The organism is Pseudomonas sp. MWU16-30317 (assembly GCF_020515695.1).
Taxonomy (GTDB): Bacteria; Pseudomonadota; Gammaproteobacteria; order Pseudomonadales; family Pseudomonadaceae; genus Aquipseudomonas.
Genome location: NZ_JAIWJA010000005.1, coordinates 236,692 through 257,339, shown reverse-complemented (window position 1 = coordinate 257,339; position 20,648 = coordinate 236,692). Strand labels below are relative to the sequence as shown.

The 20,648-nt window shown below is 61.8% G+C and carries 14 protein-coding genes; 8 read left to right on the top strand and 6 right to left on the bottom strand.

Features of this window, described 5'->3' with window-relative positions; all coding sequences use genetic code 11:
• Positions 1 to 13: 13 nt before the first annotated feature.
• From hrpA to LIX93_RS16390, 3 genes are all read right to left on the bottom strand, one after another.
• On the bottom strand, positions 14 to 3,925 hold the full coding sequence (gene hrpA / locus LIX93_RS16400) for an ATP-dependent RNA helicase HrpA (protein ID WP_226505103.1): 3,912 nt from the start codon (positions 3,923 to 3,925) through the stop codon (positions 14 to 16).
• 213 nt (positions 3,926 to 4,138) lie between these two features.
• Entirely contained in the window at positions 4,139 to 5,836 is a 1,698-nt protein-coding gene (fadD1, locus tag LIX93_RS16395; protein ID WP_226505102.1) for a long-chain-fatty-acid--CoA ligase FadD1, read from the bottom strand.
• A 268-nt stretch (positions 5,837 to 6,104) separates the two neighbouring features.
• On the bottom strand, positions 6,105 to 7,787 hold the full coding sequence (locus LIX93_RS16390) for a long-chain-fatty-acid--CoA ligase (protein WP_226505101.1): 1,683 nt from the start codon (positions 7,785 to 7,787) through the stop codon (positions 6,105 to 6,107).
• A 282-nt stretch (positions 7,788 to 8,069) separates the two neighbouring features.
• On the opposite strand from LIX93_RS16390, the gene LIX93_RS16385 reads away from it, so the two are divergent.
• Complete coding sequence (locus LIX93_RS16385; protein ID WP_226505100.1) at positions 8,070 to 8,540, top strand: MaoC family dehydratase; 471 nt, start codon at positions 8,070 to 8,072, stop codon at positions 8,538 to 8,540.
• Between the two features lie 137 nt (positions 8,541 to 8,677).
• Here the strand turns inward: LIX93_RS16385 and LIX93_RS16380 are convergent, their stop codons facing one another.
• Complete coding sequence (locus tag LIX93_RS16380; protein ID WP_226505099.1) at positions 8,678 to 8,839, bottom strand: hypothetical protein; 162 nt, start codon at positions 8,837 to 8,839, stop codon at positions 8,678 to 8,680.
• A gap of 76 nt (positions 8,840 to 8,915) precedes the next feature.
• Positions 8,916 to 9,272: an aspartate-semialdehyde dehydrogenase gene (locus LIX93_RS16375; protein ID WP_226505098.1), complete on the bottom strand. Its 357-nt coding sequence runs from the start codon at positions 9,270 to 9,272 to the stop codon at positions 8,916 to 8,918.
• 303 nt (positions 9,273 to 9,575) lie between these two features.
• Here LIX93_RS16375 and rapA point away from each other — a divergent pair, with 303 nt between their 5' ends.
• Both rapA and LIX93_RS16365 read left to right on the top strand, forming a co-directional pair.
• Positions 9,576 to 12,422, top strand: coding sequence for an RNA polymerase-associated protein RapA (gene rapA, locus LIX93_RS16370; protein WP_226505097.1), 2,847 nt, complete (start codon positions 9,576 to 9,578; stop codon positions 12,420 to 12,422).
• A gap of 196 nt (positions 12,423 to 12,618) precedes the next feature.
• On the top strand, positions 12,619 to 14,838 hold the full coding sequence (locus LIX93_RS16365) for a bifunctional diguanylate cyclase/phosphodiesterase (RefSeq protein WP_226505096.1): 2,220 nt from the start codon (positions 12,619 to 12,621) through the stop codon (positions 14,836 to 14,838).
• Between the two features lie 45 nt (positions 14,839 to 14,883).
• Here LIX93_RS16365 and LIX93_RS16360 read toward each other — a convergent pair whose 3' ends face one another.
• Positions 14,884 to 15,186, bottom strand: a complete 303-nt coding sequence (locus LIX93_RS16360) for a DUF2288 domain-containing protein (protein ID WP_226505095.1) — start codon at positions 15,184 to 15,186, stop codon at positions 14,884 to 14,886.
• A gap of 440 nt (positions 15,187 to 15,626) precedes the next feature.
• Here LIX93_RS16360 and LIX93_RS16355 point away from each other — a divergent pair, with 440 nt between their 5' ends.
• The 5 genes from LIX93_RS16355 (at position 15,627) to LIX93_RS16335 (ending at position 20,453) form a co-directional block, all read left to right on the top strand.
• Positions 15,627 to 16,745 carry a branched-chain amino acid ABC transporter substrate-binding protein gene (locus LIX93_RS16355; protein WP_226505094.1) on the top strand — a complete coding sequence of 373 codons (1,119 nt, stop codon included), beginning with the start codon at positions 15,627 to 15,629 and terminating at the stop codon, positions 16,743 to 16,745.
• Positions 16,746 to 16,810: 65 nt separating this feature from the next.
• Positions 16,811 to 17,734, top strand: coding sequence for a high-affinity branched-chain amino acid ABC transporter permease LivH (gene livH, locus LIX93_RS16350; RefSeq protein WP_226505093.1), 924 nt, complete (start codon positions 16,811 to 16,813; stop codon positions 17,732 to 17,734).
• Complete coding sequence (locus tag LIX93_RS16345; protein WP_226505092.1) at positions 17,731 to 18,987, top strand: high-affinity branched-chain amino acid ABC transporter permease LivM; 1,257 nt, start codon at positions 17,731 to 17,733, stop codon at positions 18,985 to 18,987. Before livH ends, LIX93_RS16345 begins: the two co-directional genes overlap by 4 nt.
• Positions 18,984 to 19,751, top strand: a complete 768-nt coding sequence (gene livG, locus LIX93_RS16340; protein ID WP_226505091.1) for a high-affinity branched-chain amino acid ABC transporter ATP-binding protein LivG — start codon at positions 18,984 to 18,986, stop codon at positions 19,749 to 19,751. The genes LIX93_RS16345 and livG overlap by 4 nt, the downstream gene beginning before the upstream one ends.
• Positions 19,752 to 20,453, top strand: coding sequence for an ABC transporter ATP-binding protein (locus LIX93_RS16335; RefSeq protein ID WP_226505090.1), 702 nt, complete (start codon positions 19,752 to 19,754; stop codon positions 20,451 to 20,453).
• Positions 20,454 to 20,648 lie beyond the last annotated feature (195 nt).

The window sequence follows — 20,648 nt, the reverse complement described above, 5'->3', positions numbered from 1 at the left end:
GCCTGCAGGGGGGTCAGGCTTCCACTTGGCTCCACTGCTTGCTCAGACGCTTGTCCGATACCGGCACCTTGGTGCCCAGCTGCTGGCCGAAGAGCGACACCCGGTACTCCTCCAGCCACCAGCGAAACAGCTCCAACTGCGGATCACGCTTGCCCTCCTGGCGGTGCTTGTCCAGGCGTGTGGCGTATTGCGCCCAATAACCGGACAGCTCGCCACTCCAGACCCGATCCTTCTGCACCTGGGCCGGCAGTTTTTCGAGGCGTAGTTCGATGGCCTTGAGGAACCGTGGCAGCTCCTTGAGCCACAGCCCAGGCGTTTCACGCACGAACCCCGGATAGACCAGGTTGCCCAACTGCTGCTTGATATCGTTCAAGGCCACGGCCTGGGCCAGATCGATCTTGCCCTTGAAGCGTTTTTGCAGCCCGTGCCACAGCTTGAGAATCTCCAGGCTCAAGCGTGCCAGGCGTTCGGCATGCTCGGCCCAGGCACCGCGCTTGCGCTCGGCCAGCGACAGCAGCCCGGCACCGTCGCGGGGCAGGATGGGCTCGCCCTCGAGCACGCAACTGTCGAGGCTAGCCAGCAGGATGTCCTCCACCAGCGCGTCGATGCGCCCCAAGTCGCGATACATCAGGCCTAGCTCGGTCAGCCCCGGCAGCTTGCCGCGCAGGAACTTCGCCGGTTCCGCCAGCTGCTGCAACAGCAGGCGTTGCAGCGCGCGACGATGCTGGAATTCGGCTTCGGCGGCAGTGGAGAAACGCCCTTCCTTGACCGTACCGCCTTCTTCTACCAGCGCCGGATATACCGTCAGCGACAGCCCGGCGATGTTCTGCTGGGTGGTCTCGGCCACGGCGGCGAAGACTTTGGCCTCCACCGGCTTCTGGTTTTTTGCCGTCGCCGGTACCGCCAGCGCCGCTTGGCTGGCCTGGGCGAAACGCGCGGTCAGCTCGGCCAGATCGCGCCCTTCGCCGAGGAATTTGCCCGCGCCGTCGAGCACTTCGAGGTTCATGCGCAGGTGGCTTTCGACCTGCTGCTCGGACTCGGCCCAAGCCTCATCGCTGACCCGCGCGCCCGTCATCCGCAGCAACTCGCGGCCCAGCGCCTGCGGCAGCGAGCCCTCGGCGAAGGTCATGCGCTGCAAAGCGGCCTTGACGAAATCCGGCACCGGCACGAAGTTCTTGCGCAACGCCTTGGGCAGGTTGCGCACCAGGGCGATGCACTTGGCCTCGATCAGGCCTGGCACCAGCCATTCCAGGCGCTCGCCTGGCAGCGAAGGCAACAGCGGCGCGGGCACGGTCAGGGTCACGCCATCACGGGCATGGTTGGGCTCGAAATGATAGCTCAGGGCCAGGGTCAGGTCGCCCAGGCGCAGGGTATCGGGGTACTGCGCGGCGGTGACTTCGCTGGCCTCGCGTGCCAGCACGTCTTCGGCGCGCATGATCAGCAAGTGCGGGTCTTTCTGGCTGGTGACCTTGTACCAGCTGTCGAAGGTGGCCGTCTGGTGAATCTGCGCCGGTACCCGCGCGTCGTAGTAGGCGTAGAGGGTCTCCTCGTCGGCGAGGATATCGCGGCGGCGCGCCTTGGCTTCCAGTGCATCGAGCTGCTCGAGCAATTCGCGGTTGGCGCTCAGGCAGCGTGCCCGCGACTGGATCTCGCCACGCACCAGCCCTTCGCGGATGAATAGTTCGCGCGAGGCGACCGGATCCACCGGGCCGAAATGCACCGGCCGCCGACCGATGATGATCAGGCCGTACAGCGTGACCTGTTCGAAGGCCACCACCTGGCCGCGCTTTTTCTCCCAGTGCGGTTCGAAGTGGTTGGTCTTGACCAGATGGCGCGCCAGGGGCTCGATCCAGTCCGGTTCGATCTTGGCCACCATCCGCGCGTACAACTTGGTGGTTTCCATCAACTCGGCGGCCATCAACCATTGCGGACGTTTGCGGCCAATACCTGACGACGGATGAATCCAGAAGCGCCGTTGGCGAGCGCCAAGGTAATCACCTTCTTCGGTTTTCTGGCCGATCTGGCTGAGCAGGCCGGAGAGGATCGCCTTGTGCATTCTGGGATGATCGGCCGGGTCCTTGTTGACGGTCAGCTGCAGGTCGCGACAGATCAGCCCGAGCTGGCGGTGGGCATCGCGCCACTCGCGCAGACGCAGGTAGTTGAGGAAATTCTTGCGGCACCAGTTGCGCAGCGGGCTGGCGGTCAGGGCCAGACGCTGCTCTTCAAAGCCGCGCCACAGATTGACCAATGCAGCGAAATCCGAATCGGCGTCCTTCCACTGTGCGTGGGCCTGGTCCGCCGCTTGCTGGCGCTCGGGAGGGCGCTCGCGCGGGTCCTGCACCGACAGCGCACTGGCGACAATCAACACTTCCTGGAGGCTGCCTTGCTGCGCGGCTTCGAGCAGCATCCGCCCCAGACGCGGGTCCACCGGCAAACGTGCCAACTGCCGGCCCATGGGGGTCAGTTGATTGTCGCGGGTCACCGCAGAGAGCTCTTGCAGCAGATTGAAGCCGTCGGTAATGGCCTTGCCATCCGGCGGCTCGATGAACGGGAAGGCGTCGATGGCGCCGAGGCGCAGGTGCAGCATCTGCAGGATCACGGCCGCCAGGTTGGTGCGCAGGATCTCGGGATCGGTGAAGGCCGGCCGCGCGTTGAAGTCTTCTTCACTGTACAGGCGCACGCAAATGCCCGGCTCGACCCGCCCGCAACGACCCTTGCGCTGGTTGGCGCTGGCCTGGGACACCGCCTCGATCGGCAAGCGCTGGACCTTGGCACGGTAACTGTAGCGGCTGATGCGCGCGGTGCCGCTGTCGATCACGTAGCGGATGCCGGGCACGGTCAGCGAGGTTTCGGCGACGTTGGTGGCCAGCACCACCCGTCGACCTGGATGCGATTGGAAGATGCGCTGCTGTTCGGCCGGCGATAACCGCGCGTACAACGGCAGGATTTCGGTGTGCTTGAGTTGCGCCTTGCGCAGCATGTCGGCCGCATCGCGAATTTCCCGCTCGCCGGGCAGAAACACCAGCACGTCGCCCGGGCCTTTGCCGTTGCTGCGTTCGAAGTGGGCGATTTCATCGAGCGTGGCGATGATTGCCTGGTCGACGCTGAGGTCTTCCTCGACGCTGTTGCCCTCCTCGTCCTGCTCGCTGGTCAGCGGCCGGTACCAGGTGTCCACCGGGTAGGTGCGGCCGGACACCTCGATGATCGGCGCCTTGTCGAAGTGCTCGGAAAACCGCTCCAGGTCGATGGTCGCCGAGGTGATGATGACTTTCAGGTCCGGGCGGCGTGGCAGCAAGGTCTTGAGGAAGCCGAGGAGGAAATCGATGTTGAGGCTGCGCTCGTGGGCTTCGTCGACGATGATAGTGTCGTAGCGCTCCAGAAAGCGGTCGTGCTGGGTTTCGGCCAGCAGGATGCCATCGGTCATCAGCTTGACCAAGGTATTGCTGTCGCTCTGGTCTTCGAAGCGTACTTGATAGCCCACCAGCCCCCCCAGCGGGGTGGCGAGTTCTTCGGCGACTCGTGCGGCGACGCTGCGTGCGGCGATCCGTCGAGGCTGGGTGTGGGCGATCTGGCCATGTTGGCCGCGGCCCAGTTCCAGGCAGATCTTCGGTAACTGGGTGGTTTTGCCCGAGCCGGTCTCGCCGGCGATGATCAGCACCTGGTGCTCGGACAGCAGCTTCTTGATCTCGTCGCGCTTGGCGGCGATCGGCAGATTGTCGTCGTAGCGAATCGTCGGCACGCTGTCGCGCCGCGCCGTGACCCGGGCGCACGAGGCCTGCAGTTTCTCGACCCACTGCGCCAGCTTGCCTTCATCGGGCTTTTTGCGCAGTTCCAGCAATTGGCGTCGCAGGCGGTTGCGATCGCCGATCATGGCATGGTCGAGGGTATTGAGCAGGTCGCCGGTAGCGGGAGTCTGGAGGGTCATCAGGTACGTCGGAGTCTTCTACAGGAGGGCATTTCACCGTGATCGGGCATTATCGCAGAAATGCCCGGTGACGTGGGCGTGGGGGAATGTGCGCAGGCTGTACCGACCTCTTCGCCGCCGAACGCGCGCCCTTGCTCCCACAGGTGTACACCGTACCACCGTGGGAGCGAGCTTTGCTCGCGAACAGGCCCTGCGCATCGCCGCACGATCCGATCAAGCGATCTTCTTCAGCCCCAGCTTGCGCAGCTCTTCGTCGCGCAACTCGCGGCGCAGGATCTTGCCGACGTTGGTGGTCGGCAGCGCATCGCGGAACTCCACGGACTTGGGCACCTTGTAGCCGGTGACGTTGGCGCGCATGTGCTCCATGACCTGCTCCTTGGTCAGGGTCATGCCTGGGCGCACCACCACGAAGATCTTGATGACTTCGCCGGATTTTTCGTCCGGAATACCGATGGCCGCGCACTGCAGCACGCCTGGCAGCGAAGCCAGTACATCTTCGAGCTCGTTGGGATACACGTTGAAACCCGAGACCAGGATCATGTCCTTTTTGCGATCGACGATGCGCATGTAGCCATCTTCCTGGATCAAGGCGATATCACCGGTCTTCAGCCACCCTTCGCTGTCGAGGATTTCGTCGGTTGCCTCCTGGCGCTGCCAGTAGCCTTTCATTACCTGCGGGCCCTTGATACACAGCTCGCCGATTTCACCGAAGGACAATTCCTGACCGCTGTCGTCGACCACCTTGCACAGCGTCGAGGGTACCGGAATGCCGATGGTGCCCACCTGAATCTTCTGGATCGGGTTGACGCTCGCCACCGGGCTGGTTTCGGTCATGCCGTAACCTTCGCAGATAGGGCAACCGGTGATTTCCCGCCAGCGTTCAGCGGCGGCCAGCTGCAAGGCCATCCCGCCGGACAGGGTGACCTTCAACGAGGAAAAGTTCAGCGCGCGAAATTCAGCGTTGTTGCACAGCGCCACGAACAGCGTATTGAGGCCGATGAAGGCGCTGAACTTCCATTTCGACAGTTCCTTGACCATCGCTGGCAGGTCCCGCGGGTTGCTGATCAGGATGTTGTGATTACCGATCAACATCATGGCCATGCAATGGAAGGTGAACGCGTAGATGTGGTAGAGCGGCAATGGCGTGATGACCACCTCGCAACCTTCGTTGAGGTTGGAGGCCATCAGCGCCTTGCACTGCAACATGTTGGCGATGAGGTTGCGATGGGTGAGCATCGCGCCCTTGGCAATACCGGTGGTCCCACCGGTGTACTGCAGCACGGCTACATCGTCATGCTGCGGATTGGCTTCGCGCACCGCATGGCCATGGCCCTTGCGCAACACGTCGTTGAAACGCACGGCGGTGGGCAGGTGGTACGGCGGCACCATTTTCTTCACGTACTTGATGACGCTGTTGACCAGCAGGCGCTTGAGCGGCGCCAGCAGATCGGCCACTTCAGTGACGATGATGTGCTTGACCTTGGTCTTGGGCACCACGTTCTGTGCCAGATGCGCCATGTTGGCCAGGCACACCAGCGCCTTGGCGCCGGAATCGTTGAACTGGTGTTCCATTTCCCGCGCGGTGTACAGCGGGTTGGTGTTGACCACGATCAGCCCGGCACGGATAGCGCCGAATACCGCCACCGGATACTGCAACACGTTGGGCAACTGCACGGCGATGCGATCGCCGGGCTGCAGATCGGTGTGCTGTTGCAGGTAAGCCGCAAAGGCGCCGGACAGCTCGTAGAGCTCGCCGTAGGTGAGGGTCTTGCCCAGGTTGGTGAACGCCGGCTTGTCGGCGAAACGCTGGCAGGACTGCTGCAACACTGCCTGGATATTCGGATACTGATCCGGATCGATATCGGCGGCGATGCCCACCGGATATTTGTCCTTCCAGAAGTTGTCGATCATCGAACCCCGCTCCTCCAGCCACTGCAAAGACTCACCGCATTTGATGCGGCTATTATTAAAAGTGTCGTTCGGCCTCTCCCACAACAGCGAGATAGAGCCAAAGCGCGGCCGAGAGTAGCAGCTTTGCAAAACGGCCACCAGAGGGCCGAGCAGGGCTTAATGGTCATACTCGGAACCAAATATTAATATCTGGTCATATTTAAAGTAAAAGCACCACACTGTAGGACAGGGCTCTGCCCGGTCCTACCCATTACGAGCATGCAAGCGGTCAACCTTTGTCCCGCAGCTCCCGACGCAGGATCTTGCCCACCGCCGTCATCGGCAGGCTCTCGCGCAGGACGATCTGGTGCGGGACCTTGTAGCCGGTGAGGTTAGCCTTGCAGAACTGCTTCAACTCCTCGAGGTCGAGGCCCGCCCCGCGCGGCACCACGAACAGCTTGACCGCCTCGCCGGTACGCGAGTCCGCAACGCCGATGGCGGCGCAGCTGGCGACATTGGGATGGCCCATCACCACCTCTTCGACTTCGTTGGGGTACACGTTGAAGCCCGAGACGATGATCATGTCCTTCTTGCGGTCGACGATGCGCACGAAGCCGTCGCTGCTGATGATGGCGATGTCACCGGTCTTCAACCAGCCGTCGCTGTCCAGAGTGTCGGCGCTCGCCTGGGGATTGTTCCAATAGCCCTTCATCACCTGCGGGCCCTGGATGCACAACTCGCCGCGCTCGCCCAGCGCCAGCTCGACGCCCTGGTCATCGATGACCTTGACGGCAGTGCCCGGCAGCGGGATACCCACCGAGCCCAATTGCGCGCTGGGGCCATAGGGGTTGGCGCAGGCCACGGGAGAGGTCTCGGTCAAGCCATAGCCTTCGACGATACGGCAACCGGTCAGCGCCTCCCAGCGCTCGGCCGTGGCGGTGGACAACGCCGTACCGCCGGAATTGGTGACCTTCAGCGAGGAGAAATCCAGGCTGCGAAATTGCGGGTGATCCATCAAGGCGACGAACAAGGTGTTGAGCCCCAGCAGCCCGGTGAACCGCCACTTTTTCAGTTCCTTGATAAAGCCGCCGATATCCCGTGGATTGGTGATCAGCACGTTGTGATTGCCGCTGGCCATCATGCACATGCAGTTGGCCGTGAAGGCATACACGTGGTACAGCGGCAGCGGCGCGATCATCACCTCCTGCCCCGGCTCGATCATCCGCTCGCCGCCTTCGCCCCGCTGGGAAAAACAGGCCTGCACCTGCAGCATGTTGGCAATCAGGTTGCCGTGGGTGAGCATCGCGCCTTTGGCCTGACCGGTGGTACCGCCGGTGTATTGCAGTACCGCGGTGTCATCCTGGCCGACCGCTACCGCAACGGCCTGTAGTTGCGCGTGGAGCACCTGGCGAAACTTGACGGCCTGCGGCAGGTGATAGAGCGGCACCATTTTCTTCACCTTGGCCACCAGCAGATTGACCAGCCAGCTTTTGGGCGCCGGCAGCAGGTCGCCCATCCTTGCCTCGATGAGAAATTCGATATCCGTGTCATCCAACACCTGCTCGACCTTGTCGCCGAACAGGTTGAGGTAGACCAGCGCGCGCACCCCGGCATCCTTGAACTGGTGGCGCATCTCGCGCACGGTGTACAGCGGGTTGGTATTGACCACCACCAGCCCGGCCAGCAGCGCACCGAACACGGCGATGGGGTACTGCAACACGTTGGGCATCTGAATGGCGATGCGGTCACCGGGGCGCAGCGAGGTGTGCTGCTGCAACCAGCCGGCGAAGGCACGGGCGTGAGCCTGGAGCTGGGCGTAATCGAGCGTTACACCCAGATTGCTGAACGCCGGGCGCTGGGCAAAGCGTTCACAGGAGCGATCGAAGACCTCGACCACGGAGCGATAGGCAGTCAAGTCGATGGACGAGTCCACACCGGCAGGGCGTTTGTCGTTCCAGAAATCGGCATTCATTATTATTGTCCTCAGGCCGCGCAGACACCTGCCGAACCCCATGCAGGGCAAGCACAGCGCAGCGTTCAGGACGTTAGCAGGTCAGCACGAACAGTCCCACAGGCAATGCTTCACTATTAACATCGTGAATCTATTTAATATAGAGGCATCGCCAATGTGCTCCACTGCGCTTGGTCGGACGTCTCAACCATTCAAAGCAGTTTTCGTCACCGCTGCCACTACCGTGTCCACCTGATGCACGGTGCATCGCGGCTTTTCACGTTCAGCGAAGGATTCTTCTCCATGACACAAGTCACCAACACGCCCTACGAAGCGCTTGAAGTCGGCCAGACCGCCAGCTTCAGCAAGACCGTCGAGGAACGTGACATCCTGTTGTTCGCCGCCATGTCGGGTGACTGCAACCCCGTGCACCTGGATGCCGAATTCGCCGCCGCCACCATGTTCAAGGAGCGCATCGCCCACGGCATGTTCAGCGGCGCCCTGATCAGCGCGGCAGTGGCCTGCGAACTGCCTGGGCCGGGGACCATCTACCTGGGCCAGCAGATGACTTTCCAGAAGCCAGTCAAACTGGGCGACACCCTGACCGTGCGCCTGGAAATTCTCGAAAAACTGCCGAAATTTCGCGTGCGCATCGCTACTCGCGTCTTCAATCAGCGCGATGAGCTGGTGGTGGACGGCGAAGCGGAAATCCTCGCGCCGCGCAAGCAGCAGACCGTGACCTTGGCGACGCTGCCGGCGATTCAGGTGGGTTGATCGGCACTAAAATCCAGACGAAAAAAAAGGCGACCGAAGTCGCCCCAAATGCCTTGCGTGCCTGTTTGCGAGTGCATGGGGCAAGAATAACCGCAGGGCAGCGGGGCGACATTGACCTGGATCAAGGTGACCACGGGTCATTTCTTCTTTGGTTTCTTCTTCGCTTTCTTGGCACCTTTGCCCAGCGGCAGCGCCTGCTCGAACGCCTGACGGACTTCCTTCAGGCGTTTTTCGTTGAGGTCATGCACGCGCTTGGCGCGTTCGGCAGAAAAGTCGATCAGGTTCGGATCATCGCTCATGGTCATCGCACATCGGTTTTCGATTTCGGGATGCACTCATAATGCGGGCTGCTCGGGCCGCTGACCAGCCCCGCCGTCAGACCTCGATATTGATCAACAGGCCCTGGCGCGGCTCGTTGTCGATCAGCGGCGCCACCGGCACCGTGTCATCGGGGTTGAGTTCGTAGCCGGGCATCGGCAGATAGGCCTCGGGCTCCTCGGGCTCGGCGTGCTCCTCTTCCTCGCCCTCCCCGCGCCGCTCGCGATATTGGCGCTGGAATTCTTCATGCAGGCGCTGCGCGGTCTCGTCCTGATCGCGCTGACGAAATTCGAGCGTCGGATTCCCCGGACTGGCCTGAACCGGCGCCACCGGAGGGATCGCGGGCGGCTGGCGCACGGGATCCAGTTGCGACGTCACGGGCAAGGCGCTGATCGGTAAATGGGGCGGTATCATCGTTTAGGTCTCCTGTCGCCAAGGCTGTCGGCAGCGCATGAGGCGACTTGAGTCTATTTGTCGCACCTTGTATCAATATCGTTACCTGGATCACACTTTCACTGCACCGCCGGTCGCTTCCTGCAGGCGCGGGCTTCGCTCGCGAAGGCGTCAGCCGGGGCACCGCACAGCCCCATTCGTGGGCAGAGCCCCACTCCGACAGAAGATAACCGAGCTCATTGCCATGTTTCTGACCAGAGTCTTTGGCCCTCGGGGTCCCTATCCGTTAGAATAGTCGGCTTTTTAGGGCGGGAGTCAGGCAGCATGGCGCAGCAGTATCAACCGGGGCAACGCTGGATCAGCGACAGCGAAGCCGAGTTAGGTCTAGGCACCGTTCTGGCACAGGACGGCCGCTTGTTGACCGTACTCTATCCGGCGACTGGCGAGACTCGCCAATACGCCCTGCGCAACGCCCCGCTCACCCGAGTGCGGTTTTCGCCAGGCGACGTCATCACGCACTTCGAGAACTGGAAGCTCACGGTCGTCGAGGTCGAGGACGTCGACGGCCTGCTGGTCTATCATGGCCTCAACAGCCAGAACCAGACCTGCGTGCTGCCGGAAACCCAGCTCTCCAACTTCATTCAGTTCCGCCTGGCCAGTGACCGCCTGTTCGCCGGGCAGATCGACCCATTGCCTTGGTTCTCGCTGCGCTACAACACGCTCGAACACACCAGCAAGCAATTGCAGTCCTCGCTCTGGGGCCTGGGTGGCGTGCGCGCGCAACCGATCGCCCACCAATTGCACATTGCCCGCGAAGTGGCCGACCGTATCGCCCCGCGGGTACTGCTGGCCGACGAAGTAGGCCTGGGCAAGACCATCGAGGCCGGCCTGGTGATCCATCGCCAGTTGCTGTCGGGGCGCGCCAATCGGGTACTGATCCTGGTCCCGGAAAACCTCCAGCATCAATGGCTGGTTGAAATGCGTAGGCGTTTCAACCTGCAGGTTGCCCTGTTCGACGCCGAACGGTTTATCGAGAGCGACGCCAGCAACCCCTTCGAAGACGCGCAACTGGCGCTGGTTTCGCTGGAGTGGCTGACCGAAGACGAAAAAGCTCAAGATGCCGTGTTCGCCGCAGGCTGGGACCTGCTGGTGGTCGACGAGGCGCACCACCTGGTGTGGCATGAAGAAAAGGCCAGCCCGCAATATTCGCTGGTCGAACAGCTCGCCGAGGTCATCCCTGGCGTACTGCTGCTCACCGCGACCCCGGAACAACTGGGCCAGGACAGCCACTTCGCGCGCCTGCGCCTGCTCGATCCCAACCGTTTCCACGACCTGGCTGCCTTCCGCGCCGAGAGCGAAAACTATCGCCCAGTGGCCGAAGCTGTGCAGGAACTGCTCGAACAAGGTCGCCTGTCGCCTGGCGCGCACAGCACCATCCAGGGCTTCCTGGGTGCCGAGGGCGATGCCCTGCTGGCCGCGGTCAACGATGGCGACGCCGAAGCCAGCGCGCGTCTGATCCGCGAATTGCTCGACCGCCACGGCACCGGCCGCGTGCTGTTCCGCAACACCCGCGCCGCCGTGCAAGGCTTCCCCGAGCGCAAGCTGCACCCGTATCCGTTGACCTGCCCGGATGAATACCTCGAACTGCCGATTGGCGAAAAGGCCGAGCTGTATCCGGAGGTGGCCTTCCAGGCGCAGGCCGACAGCAGCGAAGAAACCCGCTGGTGGCGCTTCGACCCACGGGTCGAGTGGCTGATCGATACTCTGAAGATGCTCAAGCGCGTGAAGGTCCTGGTCATCTGCGCCCATGCCGAAACCGCCATGGACCTCGAAGACGCCCTGCGCGTGCGCTCCGGCATTCCGACCACCACCTTCCATGAAGGCATGAGCATTCTGGAGCGCGACCGCGCTGCGGCCTACTTTGCCGACGAGGAGTTTGGCGCCCAGGTGCTGATCTGTTCGGAGATCGGCTCCGAAGGTCGCAACTTCCAGTTCGCCCATCACTTGGTGATGTTCGACCTGCCGGCGCACCCCGATCTCCTCGAACAGCGCATCGGCCGTCTCGACCGGATCGGCCAGAAGCACATCATCGAGCTGCACGTGCCCTATCTGCAGAACAGCCCGCAAGAGCGCCTGTTCCAGTGGTATCACCAGGCCCTCAACGCTTTCCTCAATACCTGCCCGACCGGCAACGCCCTGCAGCACCAGTTCGGCCCACGCCTGCTGCCACTGCTGGATGAAGGTGACGACGAGGCCTGGCAAGTGCTGGTTGACGAAGCCCTCGCTGAACGCGTACGCCTGGAGGCCGAGCTGCATGGCGGTCGCGACCGCCTGCTGGAGCTCAACTCCGGTGGCGCCGGCGAAGGCCAGGCACTGGTCGAGGCCATCGAGGAGCAAGACGATCAGTTCGCCCTGCCGATCTATATGGAAACCCTGTTCGACGCCTTCGGCATCGACAGCGAAGATCACTCCGAGAACGCGCTGATCCTCAAGCCCAGCGAAAAAATGCTCGACGCCAGCTTCCCGCTGGGTGACGACGAAGGCGTGACCATCACCTACGATCGTCATCAGGCGCTGTCCCGCGAAGACATGCAGTTCATCACTTGGGAACACCCCATGGTGCAGGGTGGCATGGACCTGGTACTGGCTGGTTCGATGGGCAACACCGCCGTCGCGCTGATCAAGAACAAGGCCCTCAAGCCAGGCACGGTGCTGCTCGAACTGCTGTATGTGAGTGAAGTGGTGGCGCCACGCTCGCTGCAATTGGGCCGCTACCTGCCACCGGCGGCATTGCGCTGCCTGTTGGATGCCAACGGTAACGACCTGGCCGGACGGGTGTCTTTCGAGACCCTCAACGACCAACTCGAGAGCGTACCCAAGGCCAGCGCCAACAAGTTCATCCAGGCCCAGCGCGACCAGCTGACCCCGCGTATCAACGCCGGCGAAGCCAAGGTCGCCCCACGGCATGCCGAACGTGTGGCCGAGGCCCAGCGCCGCCTGGCGGCAGAAACCGATGAAGAGTTGGCGCGCCTGACTGCCTTGCAAGCGGTCAACCCGACCGTACGTGACAGTGAGCTGCAAGCCCTGCGCACCCAGCGCGAGCAAGGCCTGGCCATGCTCGACAAGGCGGCGCTGCGCCTCGAGGCCATCCGCGTGCTGGTAGCCGGCTAAGCTGCACATCAACACCTGCGGGAAGCTCTGCTCCTAAAGCCTTTGAAAGCTACGAGAGCAGAGTTCGCCCCCACGGGTGTAATGTGCTTCTGAGAAAGCCGTTCTTATTCCGAAATAGTTGAAGCCACTTCGCCATCACCGCGAGGGTGCTGGGTATACTCGCCTTAAAAAACGTACAGGCTGTACGAGGCGCGCTATGGACTGGCTTGGTTTGCGTTTCACCGGTGCGCTCCCCGAACAGGGGCAGATGCTCCTGCATTGCACGCACGACCCCTTTCTGGTGTTACTGGCCTACGTGGTCGCCTGCGCTGGCAGCTTTGCCACCCTCGATATCGCCGAACGCCTGCAACAAGCCGAACATCCAGGCACTCGCCGCCGTTGGCGCTGGGCCGGTGCCGCCTGTTTGGCGGGTGGCATCTGGGGCATGCACTTCATCAGCATGCTGGCGTTCATGGCGCCGATGGAAGTGCATTACGATCTGCCCATCACCATTGTCTCATTGCTGATTGCGCTGATCGCCAGCCTGGCGACGTTGCGCAGTCTCGAGCGCGCGACGCTCAACGGCGGCCAATACCTGCAAGCGGCGGTCATCCTTGGCCTGGGCATCGTGGCGATGCACTACTACGGCATGTCGGCCATGCGCTCCAATGCCCAAACCTATTACGACCCTTGGCTGTTCGCGCTGTCGATCGTGATCGCCATTGCCGTGAGCTTCGCCGCACTGGTGTTGACGCGACGCTTTCGCTATCCCAGTGGGCGCTATGCAGAGCTGCGCAAATACGCCGCGACCTTGTTGATGGCGGCAGGCATCATCAGCACCCACTTTACCGGTATGTGGGCGCTGACCATGGCCATGCCGGTCGACCTGCACATGCATGGCAACGTCACCTCCAACGGCACCCAATTGGGCATCACCGTAGCCGCGATCACCCTGCTGATCATGGCCCTGTGCATCAACGCCGCCCTCGCCGACAAAAAGCTGCAAAGCAAGGAACAGGACCTGCGCCACGCCACCGCCATGCTCAACCAGCTCGATCAGGCCCAGGTCTCACTGCAGCAGGCGGCCCACTACGACGGCCTGACCAACCTGGTCAACCGCCGCGGCTTCGATCAATTGTTCGCTGACAAACTGCAGGAGCGCCGAGCTACGGGGGGCATGCTGGCGGTGATGTTCCTCGATATCGACCACTTCAAGCGGATCAACGACAGCCTCGGCCACGACGCCGGTGACGAGCTGCTCAAGGCAATCGCGAATCTGCTGCGCAACGCCACCCGCGGCCAGGATGATGTGGTCGCGCGCTTTGGCGGCGATGAGTTCTGCGTGCTGCTGAGCCTGCGTACCCGGGACGAGGCGCGGATGATGGCCCAGCGCATCATGACCGCCATGAAAAACCCCATCGAACTGGCTGGCAGGCGCATGGTGATGACCACCAGCATCGGCATCAGTCTGTTCCCGGATGACGGCAACAGCACCGAAGCGTTGCTGAAAAACGCCGACCTGGCGCTCTATCAATCCAAGGGAAACGGGCGCAACAGCGCGCACTTTTTCAGCGAGGACCTGCGCAGCAAGGCTTCCATGGCCTTGCATCTGGAAGCCGAGTTGCGTGAGGCTTTGCGCGGCGGACAGGAGCTTGAACTGTTCTACCAGCCTATTTTCGACCTGCGCAGCGGCCAGGTTACCCGCCTCGAAGCCCTGGTGCGCTGGCGACATCCCGAGCATGGCCTGCTGAGCCCAGACGCCTTTATCGGCATTGCCGAGACCAACGGCCTGATCGCCGAACTGGACGGCTGGGTACTGCACCGCGCCTGCCTGGACCTCGGCGAACTGGAGCGCCTGGGTCACGACAAGCTGCGCATCGCCCTCAATTGTTCGGCGCTCAACCTCAAGCGCGAGTCGCTGGTGGACGAAATCGCCAAGGCCCTGGCCGATACCGGCGCCAAGCCACAACGACTGGAACTGGAAGTTACCGAAAACGCAGTGATGCTCAACATCGATGCCGCCATCAAGGTGCTGAGCAGCATCGAGGCACTGGGTGTATCGCTGGTGATCGATGACTTCGGCACCGGGTATTCGTCCTTGGCCTACCTTAAGCGCCTGCCGCTCAATACCCTGAAAATCGACCGCAGCTTTATCCAGAACACCTCGCCCGCGCCTTACGACATGCAAGTGGTCAAGGCGATCATTGCCATGGCCCACACCTTGGGCATGCAGGTGATTACCGAGGGTGTGGAGACCGAAGAGCAATACGAAATGCTCAAACAGTATGGCTGCGACTTTGCACAGGGCTTCCTGCTCGGGCATCCGGTGCCCATGGCGCAGCTGCGTGAACTGCTAGGCCAGGTCGAGAAACGTCCACCCCCACCCTCCGCGCCGCCGCCGACCCTGTCGATCGTAGGCAAGACGCCCAACCGCTGAGCCGGACACCTACGTTTTTTTCGCACCACAACAGGGCTCTAAAGATCATGACGCCCTGTTTTGGATCAGTATCCAGGGCGATACCACCACCGCCCACAGGTCTGGAGCGCCGTCATGCAGCTCCAGAGCCCGCGAGTCAGACACCTTTTCAACCTTTGCGGCCTCCAACCAGGCAGCGATCGGCTCCTTTTGATCCAAGGCAAAAGACTCGGCCACGGCGACCAGATCCAGGCCGGGGTCGACCCATAACAGGGCGCCCCTTGCAAAGAAGGGTTGCAGTTCTTTCCAGCTGATCGGGGCGGTCTCGCCGAGTAGCTTGGCATAGAGGGTGCTAGGTTGTTCTGTCATGGGTCTCACCGAATAAACGAAGGCGCAATCATAACGTCGGCGCGCTTTCGGCAAAACCCGGTTGCAAATCCAGCATTGATTACAGCGTTTAAAACGGCAAAGGTGTGCACGCCGTCGGGGACGGTTCACCTGCCGGGTCGAATTGCTTGCCAGCCATGGGCAAGTCCTTGTTGCACAAAGGGCTTTTGGCGGGCTGAAATCGATAGCGGCGCCGTGTTTCTGTAACTTTGTGTCGATTTAGCGACACCCGTATCGCGCTCGCCATTCGCCGCTTTTCAAGGCGTAAACCGGCGCTCTACACTGCCCTCGGTGAAAAAGTCGGGGGAGTCGGAGCGCCTTGGTAAAGGGAGCAAAGTGCTTTCGATACGGGCCGAGACCTACCCGGTTCGGCAGCCCTGGCCGCCAGAACTATAAAAACTAAAACACGAGAGTGGAGCATTATGCACAAGCAGATTTCCAAGCTGTTCGCCGCTATGGTATTGGCCGGCGTTGCCAGTCATTCGTTCGCCGCCGACACCATCAAGATCGGCATTGTCGGTCCCAAGACGGGTGCTGTCGCGCAATACGGCGACATGCAGTTCAGCGGCGCTAAAATGGCGATCGAGCAGCTCAACGCCAAAGGCGGCGTAGACGGCAAGAAGCTCGAAGCGGTCGAATACGATGACGCCTGCGATCCCAAGCAAGCGGTCGCGGTCGCCAACAAGGTCGTCAACGACGGGGTCAAGTTCGTGGTCGGCCATTTGTGCTCCAGCTCCACTCAGCCGGCTTCCGATATCTACGAAGACGAAGGCGTGATCATGGTCACCCCGGCCGCCACCAGCCCGGACATCACCGCCCGTGGCTACAAGATGGTGTTCCGCACCATCGGCCTGGACAGCGCCCAGGGCCCGGCCGCCGGCAATTACATCGCCGACCAGGTGAAGCCGAAGATCGTCGCGGTCATCCACGACAAGCAGCAATACGGTGAAGGCATCGCCACCGCGGTCAAATCGACCCTGGAAGGCAAAGGCGTGAAAGTAGCGGTGTTCGAAGGCATCAATGCCGGCGACAAGGACTTCTCCTCGCTGATCGCCAAGCTCAAGCAAGCCAACGTCGACTTCGTCTACTACGGCGGCTACCACCCCGAGCTGGGCCTGATCCTGCGCCAGGCCCAGGAAAAGGGCCTGAAGGCCAAGTTCATGGGGCCTGAAGGCGTCGGTAACGCTTCAATTTCCCAGATCGCCCAAAGCGCGTCGGAAGGTCTGTTGGTGACCCTGCCGAAATCCTTCGATCAGGACCCTACCAACAAGGCACTGGTAGAGGCCTTCAAAGCCAAGAAGGAAGACCCGAGCGGCCCGTTCGTGTTCCCATCTTACGCAGCGGTGGAAGTGATCGCTGACGGTATCGCAGCGGCCAAGAGCGAAGACACCGCCAAGGTGGCGGCAGCCATCCACGCCGGGACCTTCAAGACTCCGACCGGCGACCTCAGCTTCGACGCCAAGGGCGACCTGAAAGACTTCAAGTTCGTGGTCTACGAGTGGCACAAAGACGGCAGCAAAACCGAAGCCCCGACCAAGTAAGATCCACAGACTGACTACAAAGCCCACTGCTCCCTGCAGTGGGCTTTGTATTTAGGAGCACAGCAATGCCCGACCTTTATCACTTCTTCCAACAGTTGGTGAACGGCCTGACTGTCGGGAGTACCTATGCCCTGATCGCCATCGGCTACACCATGGTCTACGGCATCATCGGCATGATCAACTTCGCCCATGGCGAGGTATACATGATCGGCTCGTACGTGGCGTTCATCGCCATCGCCGGCCTGGCCATGTTCGGTATCCACAGCTTGCCGCTGCTGATGACTGTGGCGTTCATCGCCAGCATCGTGGTCACCAGCGCCTACGGTTACAGCATCGAACGCATCGCCTACCGACCGCTGCGCGGCAGCAACCGCCTGATTCCGCTGATCAGCGCCATCGGCATGTCGATCTTTCTGCAAAACACCGTGCTGCTCTCGCAGGATTCCAAGGACAAATCGATCCCCAACCTGTTGCCCGGCAACTTCTCCTTCGGCCCCGGCGGGGCACAGGAAGTGCTGATCTCCTACATGCAGGTACTGGTCTTCGCGATCACCCTCATCGCCATGCTCGGCCTCACCCTGTTCATCTCGCGTTCGCGGCTGGGCCGCGCCTGCCGCGCCTGCGCCGAAGACATCAAGATGGCCAACCTGCTGGGCATCAACACCAACAACATCATCGCCCTGACGTTCGTCATTGGTGCCGCGTTGGCGGCGATCGCCGCCGTGCTGTTGAGCATGCAATATGGCGTGATCAACCCCAATGCCGGCTTCCTGGTGGGGCTCAAGGCCTTTACCGCAGCAGTACTCGGCGGCATCGGCAGTATCCCGGGCGCCATGCTCGGCGGCCTGGTGCTGGGCGTGGCCGAGGCCTTCGGCGCCGATGTGTTCGGCGATCAGTACAAGGACGTCGTGTCGTTCGGTCTGTTGGTGCTGGTGCTGCTGTTCCGCCCCACGGGCATTCTTGGCCGTCCGGAGGTAGAAAAAGTATGACCCGTCCTCTCAAATCCGCGCTGTTCAGCGCGTTGCTGGTGTGGGCCGTGGCCTACCCGGTGCTCGGCCTCAAGCTGTCGATCGATGGCATTAACCTGATCGTCGAAAACGCCAGCACCACTACGGTGACCATCATCGCCCTGTGCTCGGTCCTGATGTTCTTGCGTGTGCTGTTCGATCGTTCCCTGACCGCTGCCTGGAAATCCCGTCGCCAGGGCGCGTTGATCCCGCCCAGCGCCAGCAACTTCCTGACCCTGCCGAGCACCCAGAAGTGGTTCATCATCGGCCTGATCGTGCTGGCGTTCATCTGGCCGTTCTACGGCTCGCGGGGCGCGGTTGACCTGGCCACTCTGGTGCTCATCTATGTGATGCTGGGCCTGGGTCTGAACATTGTCGTCGGCCTCGCCGGCCTGCTCGATCTGGGGTATGTCGGCTTCTATGCGGTGGGTGCCTACACCTACGCCATGCTGTCGCATTACTACGGTTTCAGCTTCTGGGTGTGCCTGCCGATTGCCGGCCTGGCGGCAGCGGCGTTCGGCTTCGTGCTCGGTTTCCCGGTGCTGCGCTTGCGTGGTGATTACCTGGCGATCGTGACCTTGGGCTTTGGCGAGATCATTCGGGTGTTCCTGCGCAACCTCACCGATCTCACCGGCGGTCCCAACGGTATCAGCAGCATCCCCAAACCGACCTTGTTCGGCCTGAGCTTCGATCGCACTGCCGCAGATGGCGGACAGACCTTCTACGATTACTTCGGGTTGACGTACAACCCGGTAGGCAAGGTGATCTTCCTCTATCTGGTGGCGCTGGTGCTGGCCTTGGCGGCGCTGTTCATCATCAACCGCTTGCTGCGCATGCCCATCGGCCGTGCCTGGGAAGCGCTGCGTGAAGACGAAATCGCCTGCCGGGCACTGGGCTTGAATCCGACCATCATCAAGCTGTCGGCCTTCACCCTGGGCGCAAGCTTTGCGGGCTTCGCGGGCAGTTTCTTCGCCGCTCGCCAAGGCCTCGTCACTCCCGAGTCGTTCACCTTCATCGAGTCGGCGATCATCCTCGCGATCGTCGTACTGGGTGGCATGGGCTCACAACTGGGGGTGATACTCGCCGCGATCGTGATGATCGTGCTTCCGGAAATGATGCGCGATTTTAGCGAATACCGCATGTTGATGTTCGGCGCCATGATGGTGCTGATGATGATCTGGCGTCCGCAGGGCTTTCTCCCGATGCAAAGGCCACACCTGGAGCTGCGTAAATGATCCGGAACATTCTCGAAGTCAGCAACCTGAGCATGCGCTTTGGCGGCCTGCTGGCGGTCAACGGCGTCGGACTCACGGTCCAGGAAAAACAGGTCGTCGCCCTCATCGGCCCCAACGGCGCCGGCAAGACCACGGTCTTCAACTGCCTGACCGGTTTCTACAAGCCTACTGGCGGCACCATCCTGCTCGACGGCCAGCCGATCCAGGGCATGCCCGGCCACGAAATCGCCCGCAAGGGCGTGGTGCGCACCTTTCAGAACGTACGCCTGTTCAAGGAAATGACCGCTCTCGAAAACCTGTTGATCGCCCAGCACCGGCACCTCAACACCAACTTTTTCTCCGGCCTCTTCAAGACCCCCGCGTTTCGCCGCAGCGAGCGCGAAGCCATGGAGTACGCCGAGCACTGGCTGGAGCGCGTCAACCTCAAGGAGTTCGCCAACCGTACCGCCGGTACCCTGGCGTATGGCCAACAGCGTCGCCTGGAAATCGCCCGTTGCATGATGACGCGCCCGCGCATTCTCATGCTCGACGAACCCGCCGCTGGCCTCAACCCCAAGGAAACCGAGGATCTCAAAGCGCTGATCAGCGTCCTGCGCGAGGAGTACAACGCCACCGTGCTGTTGATCGAACACGACATGAAACTGGTCATGAGCATTTCCGACCACATCGTGGTGATCAATCAAGGCACACCCTTGGCCGATGGCACGCCTGAACAGATCCGCGACAATCCTGACGTGATCAAAGCCTACCTGGGGGAAGCGTAAATGCTGCAGTTTGAAAACGTTTCGACCTTCTACGGCAAGATTCAGGCGCTGCACAGCGTCAACGTCGAGGTCCGTCAAGGTGAGATCGTGACCCTGATCGGCGCCAATGGCGCGGGTAAATCGACCTTGCTGATGACCCTCTGCGGTTCGCCCCAGGCGCACTCGGGCAGCATCCGCTACATGGGTGAAGAACTGGTGGGCCAGAACTCCTCGATCATCATGCGCAAGAGCATTGCGGTGGTGCCCGAGGGGCGGCGGATCTTCGCGCGGCTGACGGTCGAGGAAAACCTTGCCATGGGTGGTTTTTTCACCGACAAGGGCGATTACCAGGCGCAGATGGACAAGGTACTGGCGCTGTTTCCGCGGCTCAGGGAGCGCTTCAACCAGCGCGGCGGCACCATGTCCGGGGGCGAACAGCAGATGCTCGCCATCGGCCGGGCGTTGATGAGCAAGCCCAGGCTGCTGCTGCTCGACGAGCCTTCGTTGGGGCTGGCACCGATCATCATCCAGCAGATCTTCGATATCATCGAGCAACTGCGCAAGGATGGTGTGACGGTGTTTTTGGTGGAGCAGAACGCCAACCAGGCGCTGAAAATCGCTGACCGCGCCTATGTGCTGGAGAACGGCCGGGTGGTGATGGAAGGTTCGGGCGAGGCGTTGTTGACCGATCCCAAGGTGCGCGAGGCGTATCTGGGCGGCTGATCCATACGGCGCGGCTGATGACCCCTTCGCCGCCGGACGCGCAGCCTTGCTCCTACAGTGCGACTCGATATCGGCTGGCACTGCAGGAGCAAAGCTTGCTCGCGAAGAGGCCCGCCCTGACACCGCCCCCAGCCAACCCCCAACACCGTTTTGACGTTTACCATTATTGCCTGTGCTACGGTGGCCGCCTCGTTC